Source organism: Psychrobacter sp. Ps4 (assembly GCF_022129285.1).
In the GTDB taxonomy this organism is placed as follows: Bacteria; Pseudomonadota; Gammaproteobacteria; order Pseudomonadales; family Moraxellaceae; genus Psychrobacter; species Psychrobacter immobilis_A.
This window is the reverse complement of sequence record NZ_JADQAK010000020.1, coordinates 1-15,456: the sequence shown is the minus strand read 5'-3', so window position 1 is coordinate 15,456 and position 15,456 is coordinate 1. Positions and strand designations below refer to the sequence as shown.

At 41.6% G+C, this 15,456-nt stretch carries 17 protein-coding genes; 15 read left to right on the top strand and 2 right to left on the bottom strand.

Translation table 11 applies throughout. The features are described from left to right. The first annotated feature begins 78 nt into the window (after positions 1-78). The 12 genes from I3252_RS11315 (at position 79) to I3252_RS11260 (ending at position 6,539) form a co-directional block, all read left to right on the top strand. Positions 79-900: a hypothetical protein gene (locus I3252_RS11315; RefSeq protein ID WP_238035260.1), complete on the top strand. Its 822-nt coding sequence runs from the start codon at positions 79-81 to the stop codon at positions 898-900. A 130-nt stretch (positions 901-1,030) separates the two neighbouring features. Next, entirely contained in the window at positions 1,031-1,282 is a 252-nt protein-coding gene (locus I3252_RS11310) for a hypothetical protein (RefSeq protein ID WP_238035259.1), read from the top strand. Positions 1,283-1,284: 2 nt separating this feature from the next. Then, positions 1,285-1,809 (top strand): KilA-N domain-containing protein, encoded by a 525-nt coding sequence (locus I3252_RS11305; RefSeq protein ID WP_238035258.1) that lies wholly within the window; start codon positions 1,285-1,287, stop codon positions 1,807-1,809. Then, positions 1,799-2,086 (top strand): hypothetical protein, encoded by a 288-nt coding sequence (locus I3252_RS11300; RefSeq protein WP_238035257.1) that lies wholly within the window; start codon positions 1,799-1,801, stop codon positions 2,084-2,086. Before I3252_RS11305 ends, I3252_RS11300 begins: the two co-directional genes overlap by 11 nt. Next, entirely contained in the window at positions 2,079-2,357 is a 279-nt protein-coding gene (locus tag I3252_RS11295; protein WP_238035256.1) for a hypothetical protein, read from the top strand. The genes I3252_RS11300 and I3252_RS11295 overlap by 8 nt, the downstream gene beginning before the upstream one ends. Then, complete coding sequence (locus I3252_RS11290) at positions 2,344-2,535, top strand: hypothetical protein (protein WP_238035255.1); 192 nt, start codon at positions 2,344-2,346, stop codon at positions 2,533-2,535. The genes I3252_RS11295 and I3252_RS11290 overlap by 14 nt, the downstream gene beginning before the upstream one ends. Next, positions 2,528-2,860: a hypothetical protein gene (locus I3252_RS11285; protein WP_238035254.1), complete on the top strand. Its 333-nt coding sequence runs from the start codon at positions 2,528-2,530 to the stop codon at positions 2,858-2,860. The genes I3252_RS11290 and I3252_RS11285 overlap by 8 nt, the downstream gene beginning before the upstream one ends. Then, on the top strand, positions 2,850-3,017 hold the full coding sequence (locus tag I3252_RS11280) for a hypothetical protein (protein ID WP_238035253.1): 168 nt from the start codon (positions 2,850-2,852) through the stop codon (positions 3,015-3,017). The genes I3252_RS11285 and I3252_RS11280 overlap by 11 nt, the downstream gene beginning before the upstream one ends. A 109-nt stretch (positions 3,018-3,126) precedes the next feature. Further along, positions 3,127-5,238, top strand: coding sequence for a DUF3987 domain-containing protein (locus tag I3252_RS11275; protein WP_238035252.1), 2,112 nt, complete (start codon positions 3,127-3,129; stop codon positions 5,236-5,238). A 368-nt stretch (positions 5,239-5,606) separates the two neighbouring features. Continuing rightward, the gene (locus I3252_RS11270) at positions 5,607-6,095 is read left to right on the top strand and encodes a hypothetical protein (RefSeq protein ID WP_238035251.1); all 489 of its coding nucleotides are present in this window, start codon (positions 5,607-5,609) and stop codon (positions 6,093-6,095) included. Between the two features lie 23 nt (positions 6,096-6,118). Next, complete coding sequence (locus I3252_RS11265; RefSeq protein WP_238035250.1) at positions 6,119-6,346, top strand: hypothetical protein; 228 nt, start codon at positions 6,119-6,121, stop codon at positions 6,344-6,346. Then, complete coding sequence (locus I3252_RS11260; protein ID WP_238035249.1) at positions 6,330-6,539, top strand: hypothetical protein; 210 nt, start codon at positions 6,330-6,332, stop codon at positions 6,537-6,539. The genes I3252_RS11265 and I3252_RS11260 overlap by 17 nt, the downstream gene beginning before the upstream one ends. A 182-nt stretch (positions 6,540-6,721) precedes the next feature. Here the strand turns inward: I3252_RS11260 and I3252_RS11255 are convergent, their stop codons facing one another. Further along, a complete protein-coding gene (locus tag I3252_RS11255) occupies positions 6,722-8,455 on the bottom strand; it encodes a 2-oxo acid dehydrogenase subunit E2 (RefSeq protein WP_238035248.1) in 1,734 nt (577 codons plus the stop codon). Between the two features lie 25 nt (positions 8,456-8,480). Then, on the bottom strand, positions 8,481-11,294 hold the full coding sequence (gene aceE, locus I3252_RS11250) for a pyruvate dehydrogenase (acetyl-transferring), homodimeric type (protein WP_055124237.1): 2,814 nt from the start codon (positions 11,292-11,294) through the stop codon (positions 8,481-8,483). Positions 11,295-11,924: 630 nt separating this feature from the next. Between aceE and I3252_RS11245 the strand changes: the two genes are divergently transcribed. The 3 genes from I3252_RS11245 to I3252_RS11235 all read left to right on the top strand — a co-directional run bounded on the left by I3252_RS11245 (position 11,925) and on the right by I3252_RS11235 (position 15,407). After that, entirely contained in the window at positions 11,925-13,994 is a 2,070-nt protein-coding gene (locus tag I3252_RS11245; RefSeq protein WP_238035247.1) for a hypothetical protein, read from the top strand. A gap of 273 nt (positions 13,995-14,267) precedes the next feature. Further along, positions 14,268-14,732 (top strand): hypothetical protein, encoded by a 465-nt coding sequence (locus tag I3252_RS11240; RefSeq protein WP_238035246.1) that lies wholly within the window; start codon positions 14,268-14,270, stop codon positions 14,730-14,732. A gap of 24 nt (positions 14,733-14,756) precedes the next feature. After that, a complete protein-coding gene (locus I3252_RS11235; protein ID WP_238035245.1) occupies positions 14,757-15,407 on the top strand; it encodes a hypothetical protein in 651 nt (216 codons plus the stop codon). Positions 15,408-15,456: the final 49 nt, after the last annotated feature.

The following is a 15,456-nucleotide window of genomic DNA, read 5'->3' as shown; positions in this document are numbered from 1 at the left end:
CCCGAACGATAGCAACCGCACCCTTAAGCTATCACCGCCTTGCACCTATTTTATTTAAGGGTGTGCGAGGGTGCAATTATGGTTAGTAAAAGCAAAAATATAAAAATATTGCATGAAGTTATAGAGTGTAGCGGGCAGTTTAAGAACTTAATACATAGACCTTATATCGATAACGAGCAAGTTAAATACTTTGATGGTATATCAGACACTTTTGGCTGGCATCTATACGACATCGCAAAAGACAAAGAGCTATGTGTGAAAGCAATATCTAATGAACTAATAAAATTGCGGACAAGTATATTTACATTGTTTTCAGAGCTGTACCCTAGTATTGATAATGATACAGAATTGCTTTCAGAAATTAAAAGCCAGCTTATAAATGAGCATTTCAAATGTCTAGGATTAGCCGCAAAACAATTAACATTTACAGCAATCCTATTAGCGTTTACTGAAATATACTTAAGCTTTAACCAGCAAGATATTTTTATGAAGTATCTCTTATCATCTAGCAACGCATTAGGTATTGTTTTAGCAAATCATAGCTATGTATCTTATGATGAGCTAGAAAAACATAAATCTACGCCTATTCAAAAAGGTAAGGAAAACCTTAAGTCAAAAGTAATACCATTAGCGAATAAAATATGGATAGAAGAAGATATATCAAACCTACTGATGCCATCTCACGTGGCCCATTTAGTCAAACGCATACTAGGCACTAATCGAGCTGATGAAACTATAATAAGATGGTTTAAAGAAGAAGATATTATCCCAAACGCAATACAAGAAATGATGAACAGTAAAAGCTACCCTAAAGGGGGCAATGCTAGAGAACACAGAAAGAAGCTTGAGAGTGCAATTTATGAAAAACTAAAGCCAGTAAGTGAAAAAACTGATAATTAATTGTAGTCAAGTGTAAGTATTTAACTCGCATTCTAGCTTGCGACTCGCATTCTAGCTTACCCACTACCGCCTTATCTATCATAATCCTAATATGACACCTGTTACTAATCATTAACTAACAGGTGATCTTATGAGCTATACCAATGCAACCATCAATGACAGCAATCAAGCAAGAGATGAGCAACCTACCCCATTAAATCCTCAAGGCTATTCACGCATTCAGCCCACAGCCGAACTAATCGGACTACACCACCAAACACTAAGACGCTGGTGGAAAGCTGATAAATTCCCAAAACCTATCAATATAAACGGTATTCCTATGTTTAGGAATAGCGATATTTTGCGTTTCCTTGATCGCCAGCAATCTATTGGTGAGGTGTAATCATGCTTACTATTTCAAACAGTAATATAGATATGAAAGACGGGCTTTACTCACTCAATGACCTACATAGAGCCAGTGGCAGTAATAAGAAGCACCAAGCCAGTAACTTTATGCGATTAGAAGCCACAAAGGGCTTAATTTATGAAATAGAGCGTTCCTCAGATGTGAGTAACGGAACAAATTCAGTAGCTTACAAAGTCATTCAAGGTGGTGAGTCACAACAACAAGGAACGTTTGTATGCCGTGAGCTTGTCTATAGTTATGCGATGTGGATTAGCCCACGCTTTCAACTAATGGTTATTCGCGCCTTTGACTCAATAGCCAATCAGCAACAGCAACTTAGCCAACGACTTAATGGCTTATGCCGTGACTTAAGCATGGTTGATGCTGGACTCACTATAGCAGGGCGTTTTCTTTGCGTTGGTGGCAAGCAGATCAAACCACAGCTACAGCAAGATATTGATAGCACCCTTAAGCAAATGCAACCCAGCCTTAATCTTGTAGGAGGTACTGACAGTGAAAAATAATAATGAAATCTTAGAACCATGCCTAGTAGCAGTAGATAGCCATACTCTTAGCGTAGTAGATGACTACATTCAAAGCTATTCAAGCGAGTGTGAGAGCTTAGGTTATGCACTCAATGCACTAAACAAGGCATTAGCAGACGACCCTACCAGCAAAGGCGTTTTAACAGCCGTACAGTCCGCTTTATTTAGAATAAGCCTACATGCTGAAGAAACAAGCGAGGGCATCATGGAGCAGCTTATATTAGCACCTGAAATCAAGGTAGATAACTATGAGTGATAACGACTTTACAACTAAAGTAATGGACGCGCTAAAAGATGAGGGTGTGCTGATGATACCTGATGACTTTATCGACCAGTTAATCATTACCTTACACGCCAATGTAAACATCATTAACACCATGACAGAGCTTGCAGAATTAGAGAACAAAATGCAAAACCTATTAATGACACCCAAAATCAATAGGCAAGTAAGCTCACTCAAAGAGCTATCGAAAAACATAGCAGAAATAGCCTTCAACGTGGAGGACGTAAGAAATGAGCAACGATAACAAAAGTAATCTAAAAGCCGACCACGGGCAGCTCAGCAAACCACAGAAACGTAAGCATAGTAACCACGCCTTTATTGTTTACATGCTACTAATGACCGCCTTACTTTCATTATTACTTATACCGTCATGCCAGCAAGCAAAGGCAGTTATTACTATAGGAGCTATCCATCATGCGTAACTCAATTAAAACCACCCAAACTAGCCAGCGCAAGATTATAGACCTTACTAATAAAGATGATGACGAAGTGATCTTAATGCCGTCTATCATGCTATCCGATATTGCATGTGATATTAATGCCGCTGCTACTGCCTTGCATGACATAGGGCAACTGCTACACCTTATCGCTACCCGTCAAATAGAACCCCATACAGCCATAGCATTGGCGCGTCTATCGCAAGATGCCGCCGACACTTGGATTAATCTGCTTTACAGTCAACTGGACATTATCAACGAACCATTAGCCCAAACAGGTTATGGCAAGGAGGACGCTTGTGCCTACTGATAACGATAACCCTAAAACCTTCATGGACGCTCAACTTGCCTATGCAAAGTCAAAGCATGGCAAAGAGCAGAAAAGAAAGGACACACAAAGCAGCCGCTACTATCAAATCAAGCAAGCAGCTAAACAGGCACAGGCGCAAGACAAGGAGGGCAAATAATGAAAACCTACCCACCAAAGCAGAGCCGTAAGCATGCCAAGCGCAAAAGCTACTACAAGAAGTATAGAGAGCAGCGCAAGCCGAACCAGTTACAAGCAAGGGGCAATAAATGACCACCACACCAACAGACAGCCAAGAAAAAACCCACGGCAAGGTGGGCTTATCTGGCATTTTAGGCGACTATCCAATAGCAACTATTGAAGCACTATCAGGCTTTAATATTTTAGCCCAAAACTACCAATTATTGAACCCTAAAAGCTTAATAGTTATTGATGACAGGGTAACGGTAACCAAAGGCGAATATGCAGGCGAAAGGCTAGACACAGTAGGCACTATAGGGCTAGTTTTGCATAACAAAGATTATGAGGCGGTAAGCTTACTATGCTTGAATGCTAATAATCATACCAAACCGATCATAACCGATACTAGCCAGCCGTCTGCTTACTTTATTGGCCCATCGAGCAATGATAGCGAGCTTATCGCAGCAAGCAACCTTGATGATGGTATGGCGTTAGCTGAATGCTTAAAAGCTGACCATGTAACAATGGCTATCAGTCCTAATGAGTGGCTTTTTAATGACACCGTTAAGCACTTATCACAAGATAGGCCCGTTACTGTCTTTACGACATTAAACAAGGCAGACGAAGTAAGCAAGCCGCTGGCAGGTCATAACGTAAAGGTAGTAGTGACCAGTGACAGAACAGTATTAGAGCACTTAGAATATGGCGGCTTAAGTTATGCCGATATATTAGCCCTTGATGATACAAAGATAATCGACCTTAAAGCCGTGGCATGGCCCACACCTGAACCGCTTGCAAGTGACCCCAGCAAACCGACACGCTACCCAATAGAGGCATGGCCGCCGATACTACGAAAGCCAATAGAAGCGATTGCTAACTATACACAAGTACCGTTAGCAATGTCAGGACAAGCCGTTTTAGGTGCAATAGCGCATATAGGGCAAGCACATATTGATGCACCGATGGGCAGCGAGCACAAGCCAACGAGCCTTATTATCATTACAGAGGGCGAAAGTGGTACAGGCAAAACACAAGTAATGGGCTTAAGTCACTTTAAGATAGATCAGCATGAGAAGCAGCTATATTCTAATTATTTAAGTGACGTATCATCATGGGAAAATAATTTATTAAGTCTAAAAGGTAAAGACAGAGCCGCTTTTTTAGATGAAAACCCAAAGCCGCCTAATCCCGTTACTATGTTTGATGATGCAACGATTGAACCACTTATTGATCGTTTTGTTGATGGTGAGATGTATAACGCCAGTTTATCCACTGATGAAGCAGGTCAATTCTTTAATGGCCACACTATGAAAAGTGATACCGCTGGCAGCGCGTTAGGCGCGATAACCAAGCTTTATAGCAGTGGCATAGCAGGGCGTACAAGGTCACAAAAGAATGCTTACGCCAATCCAAGAACCAAAGCTTATGATGTGCGTATGACTTTTTTACTACAAGGACAGCGCGTAGTCTTAGAGAAAGCATTAACCGACCCACTAATGAGCGGACAAGGATTTTTAGCACGGGCTATGATTGCTTGCCCTGAGGACTTAAGAGGTAAAAGAGTATGGAATGATCCAAAGCGTAGAAATGACAGACCACATGATAACCCTTACTTAATAGACTACTGGTCACGCTGTCAAAGCTTACTTGATCCACTGCCAGCCAATCTACCTAGTGACAGCACAGGCGCACCTAGTCGCATTAAAATGCAATGGGCAAGCAATGAAGCATTACAAGCTTTTGAGGACGGCATGCAAGCGATAGAGAACCGCCAAGCAAGCGGACAGGTTTTAGAATATCTCAAAGCGTACGCCTCACGTATGGCAGAAAATGCCACGCGTATAGCCTCACTAATGGCATTCTTTGATGGCCGCAAGACCGTTACCACTGATGATATAAAACGCGCCTTTATGTTAGTGGAATATTCAACGACTGAACGCTTACGCTACCTTGATGCAATGCCCACAGGCGAGCAGAACGACAGTGAAAAGCTAAGTAGCTGGCTAGTGGATAAAGCGAGGGGTAAAACACCGCATAAACTAGGTAGGACATACATATCAAATAATGCACCTAGTCCGATGCGTAAGAATACCAAGCTATTGCAAAATGAGCTCGATAAGTTAGAAGCCGCTGGACATATCAAACAAGAATTAGAGGGCCGCATGAAAGTGATCTATATTAATCCTAAACTCTATGAATAACGTTTGATACCTAAGAAATATTGCTTAAACTGCTTAATTAGCCTCTATCCTTTATGGTTAGGGGCTTTTTGTTAAGACAGCCAAATCTTAAGCTTGCTTAAACTGCTTAAACTGAACTCAAAACAGCCTTACTCAAGATGAACTTAAGCAACTTAAGCAGACTTAAGCAAACGCCTACCTTAAGCCAATCGCTTACCATTCATACGTTACAGCCAATTTAAGCAACTTAAGCAGCTTTTTATAGGGTATAAAGTGATATTGCAGATATAACTATTATCTAAGTATAGAAAACATAAGGTTAAAAATACTCACTATGTTATGATAAAGATGAATTTACCTAATGATTTAGATAACAATTAGAGATCATCATGCCAGCCATTGCCACTACTCGCAGTCTTAGCGACTATTCAAAGATTAATATTTCAGCATATCGCCAACAGATGAAACAAGCAGCCGAACCCTTTTTAGACCTTAATTACCAATACCGTGGCAAGGCTTATGACTACTCTATTCAAGTATCAAAGACCCCATGCAACTATGGCGGCTATCGTCATTGGTTTATATGCCCGTCATGCTCAAAGCGTACAAGCGTATTATATTTTGCTGCTACTTATGTATGCCGTCATTGCATTGGTGCTAATTATCACTCACAGCTACAGCAACCCATTGATAGGTTATTCAGTCGCTTACATACGATTAGACAGCGTTTAGGCTGGCAAGCAGGGGTAGCACATGGCATAGGTGAACGACCTAAAGGAATGCACCGCAGCACGTATGACAAGCTGGTGAATGAGCATGAGCAGCTAACAGCTAAGGTATGGCAATCAACGCTTGATAAATTAAATTGCACAAGATGAGGTTACAAATGCGTCTGCCTGACATGAACGACTTGATCCAAGATTTACAGCTCGCAAAGCAGATAGCGATTGAGGATAGAAACCCCAACGCATTAATCATGGCAACCATTAGCCAAGCAAAGCTACTAGGATTAGATAAGCCAGTGATTAGAGATGTCAATGCCGATGCTGTGCAGTCAATGAGTGACTTAATGGACGAACTAGCAGACGATGAAACTACAAGGGTGGTAACTTATGAAAGTAACGATTAATGACTTAATAAAAGAATTAGACGATGCAAGACAGACAGCCAAAGAGAATGGCCAAGCGTCTGCTATGGTAGCATCAATACTAGCTAAGGCTAAACTACTAGGACTTGATAAAGCAGACAGCGAACAGCACAACGAGCCACAGCCCGTACAAATAATTGTTAATGTTAAGAACGCTCGCAAACCTGACAGGTAACAGCTAAATAATTACCCTACCCTATGGCTACCAATAACCAAAAAATAAAGCTACTGGCTACCAAAACGGCTACCAATTTTAACCAACATAACAATATTATTAATTATAACAACAACTTAAGATAATAAAAAAGACCATCCTAAGACAGTCTTTTTTTCAGATCCTTTTAGTACAAACGATTCTTACAGCAAAATACGGCGCGGATCAGCCAGCAATGTTGCAATATAACGGGTAAATACGGCAGCATCTGCTCCATTAATCACACGGTGATCGTAAGACAGTGACAATGGCAACATGAGACGCGGCTCAAAGCTTTGCTTTTTAGCATCCCAACGTGGCTGCATGCTTGCCTCAGACACGCCTAAAATACCCACTTGAGGCCAATTTACTAATGGCGTAAAGGCAGTGCCCCCCAAGTTACCTTGGCTTGATATGGTAAAGCTTGCGCCTTGCAAATCTTTAGTAGTGAGTTTTTTGTCACGTGCTTTTACGGCAAGCTCACCAATTTCAATGGCGATTTGCTTCAAGCCTTTATCCTGCACATTTTTGATAACAGGTACGATGAGACCATCATCCGTTGCCACCGCGATGCCCATATTTACGCTTTTACGTAAGATAACTTGCGTATTGTCGTCGCTTAAATGACTGTTAAAGCGTGGATGCTGCGTTAAGGCATAGGCCGTCGCTTTGACCACGAAGGCTAAAATCGTGAAGCCGATACCTTCAGCTTTCATGCTACCTTTTAGCTCGCCACGCAGTTTTTCTGTCTCAGTGATATCAGACAAATCAAACTGGGTCACTTGTGGCAACAAGGTATTGTAGTTGAGCTGCGGTATCGAGACTTTTTGTAGACGGCTAAGGTCTTGGGTTGCTGTTTCACCCCAAATCTCAACGTTGCTCATGTCAGGTAAGCTTGGCAGGCTAGCGCTGGCTACATTGCCACTGGCAGGTGCCGCTTTTTGAGTGTTTAAGCTTTCTTTAACATGCGCAAACAAGTCTTCTTTTAGAATGCGATCATTTAGCGCCGAACCATTCACTTGGGTGATATCGACACCTAACTGACGTGCCAGCTTGCGCACGGCTGGACCTGCATATACGTCAACCAACTTTTCATTGACCTGTGCTTCAGTCAATTTATCAGCTTGCTTACTAGCGACCGCATTAGGCGTTGACGGTTTTTCTGCCTGTTTTGGCTCACCCGTTGTTTTAGCAGCAGCTTTCTCTTCTGATTTGGCTGGTGCTGAATGCTTTGGCTCAGCGCTATCTGATGTAGACTCACTTGCATCAGCAGCATCTGCACCACTACTCATGATAATGATAAAGTCTTGACCATTAGCAACCATATCACCTGTTTCGACCAGTATTTTTTCAATCTTACCAGCGACTGGTGCGGGTACTTCTACCGATGCTTTATCAGATTCAATCAATAGGATTGATTGATCCGCAGTCACGATGTCACCAACACTGACCATGATTTCAGAAACTTGCGCTTCATCAACACCTAGATCAGGTAATGCATGAGTCGTGGCTTTGCCAGCGTTAGACGCAGGCTCGTCACTAGGCTCTGATGGCTTTGATTCAGTTGCTGCTGGCTCAGCCTTTGTTTCTGGCTTAGCAGCAGCGGCTTCTGTATCACTCGCTTGTTGGTTGTCATCAGCAGCGCTACCGTCATCACTTTCCACACTGTCCGCTTCACTTTCAAGCTCAATCAGTACCATACCTTCACTGACCTGATCACCAACAGCAACGCTGATTTTGGTGACTTTGCCAGCAGCGGAACTTGGTACTTCAACCGAGGCTTTGTCAGATTCTAATAGAATGATGTTGTCATCTTTTGCGATGACATCACCCACTTCTACCATAATTTCGCTGACTTCGGCGCTATCAACACCCAAATCGGGGGCTTTAATATCCATGATTTATCTCCTAGTCTTATGATTATTATTCTTTGACGTCACCGTTATTAAGTAAAGTCGCATCCGCTTGATCTTCAGCCCGACCCTCGTTGCTGATTTCATCATCATCTTCAGCGACAAATTCAGGGACAGGATTTGGATTGACATTACCAGGTGCTGGTGCATCAGGAGAATGATCATAATAAGGCTGTTGTTGCCATGCAGGTGGCTGATCCACATCGATGCCTAAACTTGAGATGGCATCTTTCACCAAACGCATCTCAACTTCACCCTCATCCGCTAGGCGTTTGAGCGTGGCAACCACGATATGAGCCGCATCAACGTTAAAGAAGCTACGCAGATTTTCACGAGTATCAGAACGGCCGTAGCCATCAGTCCCTAGCGTCGTGTAAGGACGATTGTCTGGCAACCAAGCACGGATTTGCTCCGAATAATTGCGCATATAATCCGTCGCGGCGACTACGATACCTTCATGCGGCGCTAACTGCTCAGTGACCCAAGGCACTCTCTCTTCATCCATTGGATGCAAGCGGTTGTAATCATCACAAACCATGCCGTCACGAGTCAACTCGTTAAAGCTGGTCACACTCCAAACGTTGGAAGTGATATTGAACTCATCTTTTAGAATCTGCGCCGCTTTTTGTACTTCACGTAAAATAACGCCAGAGCCTAATAGCTGCACTTGGGTTGAACCATTGTCTTCGAGCAAATACATACCACGCTTGATACCTTCTTCCGCGCCTTCTGGCATCGCAGGTTGCTCGTAGTTTTCATTCATTAGCGTTAGGTAATAATAAACGCGCTCGCCTTCACCGTACATACGGCGTAGACCGTCGTGCATGACAACTGCTAGCTCGTAACCGAAGCAAGGATCATAAGTCACACAGTTAGGCACGACGTTAAATAGAATCTGTGAATGACCATCTTGATGCTGCAAGCCTTCGCCGTTCAAGGTGGTACGACCAGCTGTTGCACCCAGTAAGAAACCTTGTGCTTGACAATCACCTGCCGCCCAAGCCAAATCACCCACACGTTGGAAACCAAACATTGAGTAGTAGATATACATCGGAATCATCGGCAACGCATTCACAGAATAACTGGTTGCCAACGCAATCCACGTACTCATTGCGCCTGCTTCGTTGATACCTTCTTCTAACATGTGACCGTCGATGGCTTCTTTGTAGCCCATCAAAGCTTCACTGTCTTCTGGCGTATATTTTTGACCAACCGCCGAGTAGATACCCAACTGACGGAACATACCTTCTAGACCGAAAGTACGTGCTTCATCAGGTACGATTGGCACGACACGATCTTGGATGTCTTTGTTTTTTAGCATGGCTGACAACAAGCGTACGAATACCATCGTCGTCGACTGCTCTTTACCATTGCTGCCTTTTAATACCCGATCAAACATTGAAAGTTCAGGAATATTCAATGGGATATGACCACTGCGGCGATTTGGTAAATGACCACCTAGCGCTTCGCGGCGACCTTTAAGGTACTTCATCTCCGCTGAACCTTCTTCAGGGCGATAGAATGGTAGCGTCTCTAGCTGCTCGTCAGTAAATGGCAAATCAAAGCGATCACGGAAATACATCAAAGCTTCTTGATCGAGTTTCTTAATCTGATGTGATTTATTGACCGCTTGTGTTTGAGCCGATAAGCCATAGCCTTTAACGGTTTTGACTAAAATAACGGTTGGCTGACCTTTGGTTTTCATCGCTTCGCTGAACGCAGCATACACTTTCATTGGATCATGACCACCACGATTCAAGCGCGAGATATCCTCATCAGATAGCGCATCAGCCATCTCTTCTAACTCAGGATATTTACCAAAGAACTCTTTACGAGTGAACTCAGCTGTACGGGCTTCGTATAGCTGATACTCACCATCGACCACTTCTTCCATACGATGTTTGAGCACGCCCGTTTTATCATTGGCAAGTAAGCTGTCCCATTTACCACCCCAGATAACTTTAATCACACGCCAGCCAGCGCCGCGGAATACAGACTCTAGCTCTTGGATAATTTTACCGTTACCACGGACTGGACCATCAAGACGCTGTAAATTACAGTTGACGACCCATATAAGGTTATCTAGCTTTTCACGGCCAGCGAGAGAAATAGCCCCTAAGCTTTCTGGCTCATCCGTTTCACCATCACCCAAGAATGTCCAAATCTTACGACCTTCTTTCTCTAGCAAACCGCGGTTTTCCATATAGCGATGTACATGCGCATGATAAATCGACATGATCGGACCAAGTCCCATCGATACGGTTGGGAACTGCCAATAATCAGGCATAAGGTATGGATGCGGATAGCTTGATAAGCCTTTGCCGCCGACTTCACGACGGAAATTATCAAGCTGATCTTCGGTCAATCGACCTTCTAAATAAGAACGCGCATAAATACCGGGTGCTGAGTGACCTTGATAATAAATCATGTCACCACCGAAATGATCGCTAGCAGCACGGAAAAAATGGTTAAAACCTGTCTCATATAGCGTGGCACTAGAAGCGAATGTTGCTAAGTGACCACCCAAATCGTCGTCATTTTTGTTCGCGCGCATGACCATGGCCAATGCGTTATAGCGAATCAAAGCACGGATTTTGCGCTCAATGGTTAGGTCGCCAGGGTACATCGGTTCATCTTCAACGGCGATGGTATTGATATAAGCGGTATCGAGACGATTGAACGGCAGGTCTTCTTGAACTGCCATATTGTATAAAGCTTTTAGCAGAAACTGAGCACGATCTTTGTCTGCATGTTTGATAACAGATTCAAACGCTTCCAGCCACTCTTGGGTTTCGGTGCTATCAGCATCCTTATAATAATTCATCACTATTGTCCTTTTTTATCAGTCAGTCCTGCCCGAAGACAGGATATTATTAAATCAAAGTGTTACTTCAATATTGTCGTGCGGGAATAATTTTCTCAATGACTTCCTTGTTAATTTTAAGAAGCGAGATTTATAGTAGGGTGCGGTTATGCAGCAGTATTTGACCGACTCATAACCTGGAGCAGCCTCACATAGCCAAAATAAAAACAGCGCTACTATCCATCGCATATGAACTGAGTATTTAAAAGTGGTTAGATAATAAAATGCTAACCCAACTTTTATAGTCAATTATCAAATGATAATAACTCTTTATTATAGGCTCTTATGCTGCAGTTGTTTATAGCTGTAAAGAAATGGTGATATGACAAGTATTTTTGAAATAAATAATCATTAGTTTTTTTAGAAATGTTTCAAAGAAATATAAGGATTGTTTGCTAACGAGCTGACATCTATAACTAGATACTGTAGCTGGTCATGAAATATCTGCCATTCATCCACTTCGTAGGACTTTTACGAAATTATTGCTTAATATGTTAAGTTACGTAATATATACATTAGTTTAGTTAGTGAAATAATTGAGAACTAGTTAAACGCTTATAGCAAGTTTTAGCTTCTTATAGGAATAATCATATGCATAAAATGCCATACGTTCTAAATTCAATAATTTCACAACTATTCAGTGAACATATATATCGGGTGCTGGCATTGATAGCCGCGATTATTATGCTTTTAATAAATAGTTCAGCCTTAGCTGCAGTTGAGTGTCCTGTTGGTTATATCTCTGATAATTTTGATAGCAAGGATTATACTAGTTTGGCTCCAGTTGTCTCACCACCTAATCCTAAAATCGATCAAGATATAGTTGGTGTAAAGAGTGAGAGCTATTTAATTGTCTCTAACTCTTTGATCCTTGATGGATCTTTAACCACAACTGCTGGATCGTCCAATACTTATCAATCTGTGGTATCCGGAGGGACACAGGTTTTTGAATTTTTCCAAGATTTTTCCACTGTATTAAGTACACGGACTGTCTCATATACTTTTAAAAATAATTTCACTAAACAGCCTCAGCCACTTAGTAACGTCAGCTTAAGTATATTTGATATAGATACAAATATTGCGGGATACGATGGCGCAAACAGGCGTTATTTTGAGTTTTTTGATCAAGCTACTATAACAGGCTTTACAAGTACAGATATACCAGTCACCCCAGTCTTGAAGTTTAGAGGTACAGGGATATCTGAATCTGCTCCTTATCGTCAAATGAATACTACAAGTAATGTGGCATGCAGCGGTTTAGATAACGATTGCAAAGTTTCAGTAGCTTTCGATCGACCCTCCGATCCGCCTATAGTTAGGGTGGAAGTGACCTATGGCAATAATCCTAACCTGAAATATTATGATAGACGTGTCGATCGTTTAGACGATCCTGGTGATCAGCTTATTTATATTAAGTTTGACGGTTACTGCTACCAACCACAACCTCGCTTAACATATTCAAAAGTGCTTTCGACTTCTCGTAAAACGAATACTGATCAATTCACTGTGCAAATCAAAGACAATGCCGATAGCTCAGTCGTCACTAATGGCATCACTTCGACTACAACAAGGGGTTCAGGTAATACTGTCACTACTGGTACGGGTACTACAGGGACTTTTAAAGTTAACCCTACTAAAACCTACACATTAACAGAAGCGATAGCCGGAACGACTAACTTAGCAGACTATGCTGCTTCATATGTATGTAAAAATTCAGGTAATAATGAAGTCGTAACCATTTTAGACCCAAAGAACATAAAAATGACTTACGGAGATAACTGGATTTGCACAATCACGAACGGCAGGCCTAATTATGTATTCTCAGGCATCGTGTTTAACGACAATGGTAAAATCACAAACCCCACTAAAGATGATGTATCCGATAAATATCTAAATAACCCTCTTTACTTCAATGGTAAATACGATTCACCAACTGAATCTGGTATTCCTTTTACTACAGGTCATACCATCACCCTAAATAAATGTACAGGTGATACGAGTACAAGTACGTTTACATCTCAAACTATGAACATCAATCCTGATGGAACCTATAGTTTCACTCTGACACCTGCACAGCTTGGAAGCAATACGAGGCTCTGTGCTACTCAGAATGAACCTAATAATTACACATACTCTGTGGACACTACGAGCAATGTGCGACAAATAAACATTACAAATAATACATTTAATTATCCTGATAACAACTTCGGTGATGTTATTCAAGATAATGCAGCTCTAGTACTGTTCAAGAGTCAATATGTCCATGATTGCAGCTTGACTGACCTGACGACCATTAGTGTTAATTATACGGGTAGCGCCAGTACTGTTTATAGTACAAACCCAATATCTAACATCATACCAGGCCAGTGTATCGCTTATAGGATTGAAGCGGTTAACCGTGGTAATGTGCCTTTGACAGATATCATTATTAGAGACACCTTACAGAAAAAAGGAGAAAATGGTGCTCTTGTAACGTCTACTTTAGCCACGCCTACACCTATTGGAGAAAACAGCGGTGTGCCTTCTTTTTCTAATAGCTCAGTATCGATTGGTAATAATGGTCAAGTGCTAACTAATGGCTTCCCGCTAGGAATTACTAGCTCCGATCGTCGTCGAGCTATTCGCTTCAACATCAAATACGGCACTACTGTGAATCCTTAGTAACTATTCCCCCTTGCTATATTATCAACTCTAAAGAATATTTTTTACTGACAAAAGCCCTATCTCTATAGATAGGGCTTTTACCGTTTGTGTACTCCAAAATACCATTTGTCGTTTTTGTGGTGAATATTTGTATTGTTTGCGTGACAATCATATTAAGGAACAATTCTAACTTTATCAGCATCTCTTATTCATAGTTGATTGCAGTTTTTACATTGCATGGGACGAAGTCAAGATTGACTTGATAATAATGGTTTAAGCAAGGAATACGATATGAAAGGTTTTAATTTTTTACGCAGTGCCATATTAGCAAGCTTAGCGTCGGTAATAGCACTAAGTGCTGCTCACGCCAATGATGCCTTAAAAATGGATTTAACAGCCAATCAAGTCACCAAAAACGCCGAAGGTAAGATCTCTTATCTACCAGTTCGTAATGCTCCAGCGGGTACGGTCATTCAGTACAAGGCAACATACAGCAATATTATTAATAAAGATATCCAAGATCTGGCTGTCGTATTGCCTATCCCTGCCAATATGGCTTTCACTGGTGAAGCTAATCCTGCCAGTGCTCAAGCCAGTATCGATGGCAAGAACTATGCCGATATGCCACTGATGCGTAAAGTCGATGGCAAAATGGTCAAAATTCCGTTTTCTGAATACCGTACCCTGCGCTGGAATATCAAGTTATTACCAGCACAGAAGTCTGCCGCCGTGGCGCTTAATACAATCGTAGAATAATCACCCTTTTAGGAGAATGACCGTATGAAACCAAATTTATTTAATTACTCAGTATTAACCGTTGGAATTATAGCTGCTATGGGCGTGACTACTGCTACTAACGCTGCTACACCGACTGGTACTGGCAGTGATATTACAGTTGATGTTACTAACCAAGCAACAGCTACTTATTTTGTTGGTACTAATACGGCTGATAAGCAGAGTGCAACATCGAATACCGTTACTGTTAAAGTAAATGAGCTAAGTTCATTTGAACTATTAACTGATAACACAAATAAGATTATCAATCCACAAGCTAACCAAAATGTAAAGTTCAATCATACGCTACAGAACAAAGGTAATGTCACTGATGAATACACCATTGATATCGCTAACGTGACTAACGGGGCTGGTACAGGACAAGACGATTTTGATTATAGCGGTTACGTTATAACCTATACTACAAATTTAAACGCTACCTCTAAGACAATTGCTAATGGCGGTAAAATCACTTTAGCGCCTAATGAAATTGCTACTATCAACATAGTTGCAACTTCTAACAGCAAACGTAAAGTTGGTGATGATGGCATCCTAACAGTTACTGCATCTAGTGCTTATTTGAAAACTAAGAATCCAGGTACTGGTACTGAAGCGACTTATACGGCTATAAATACTGACAACGCCATTACCATGTAGTGGTCAACTAATTTAGGACAACTGATAAGAGGTTTTTATTAAAATAGCG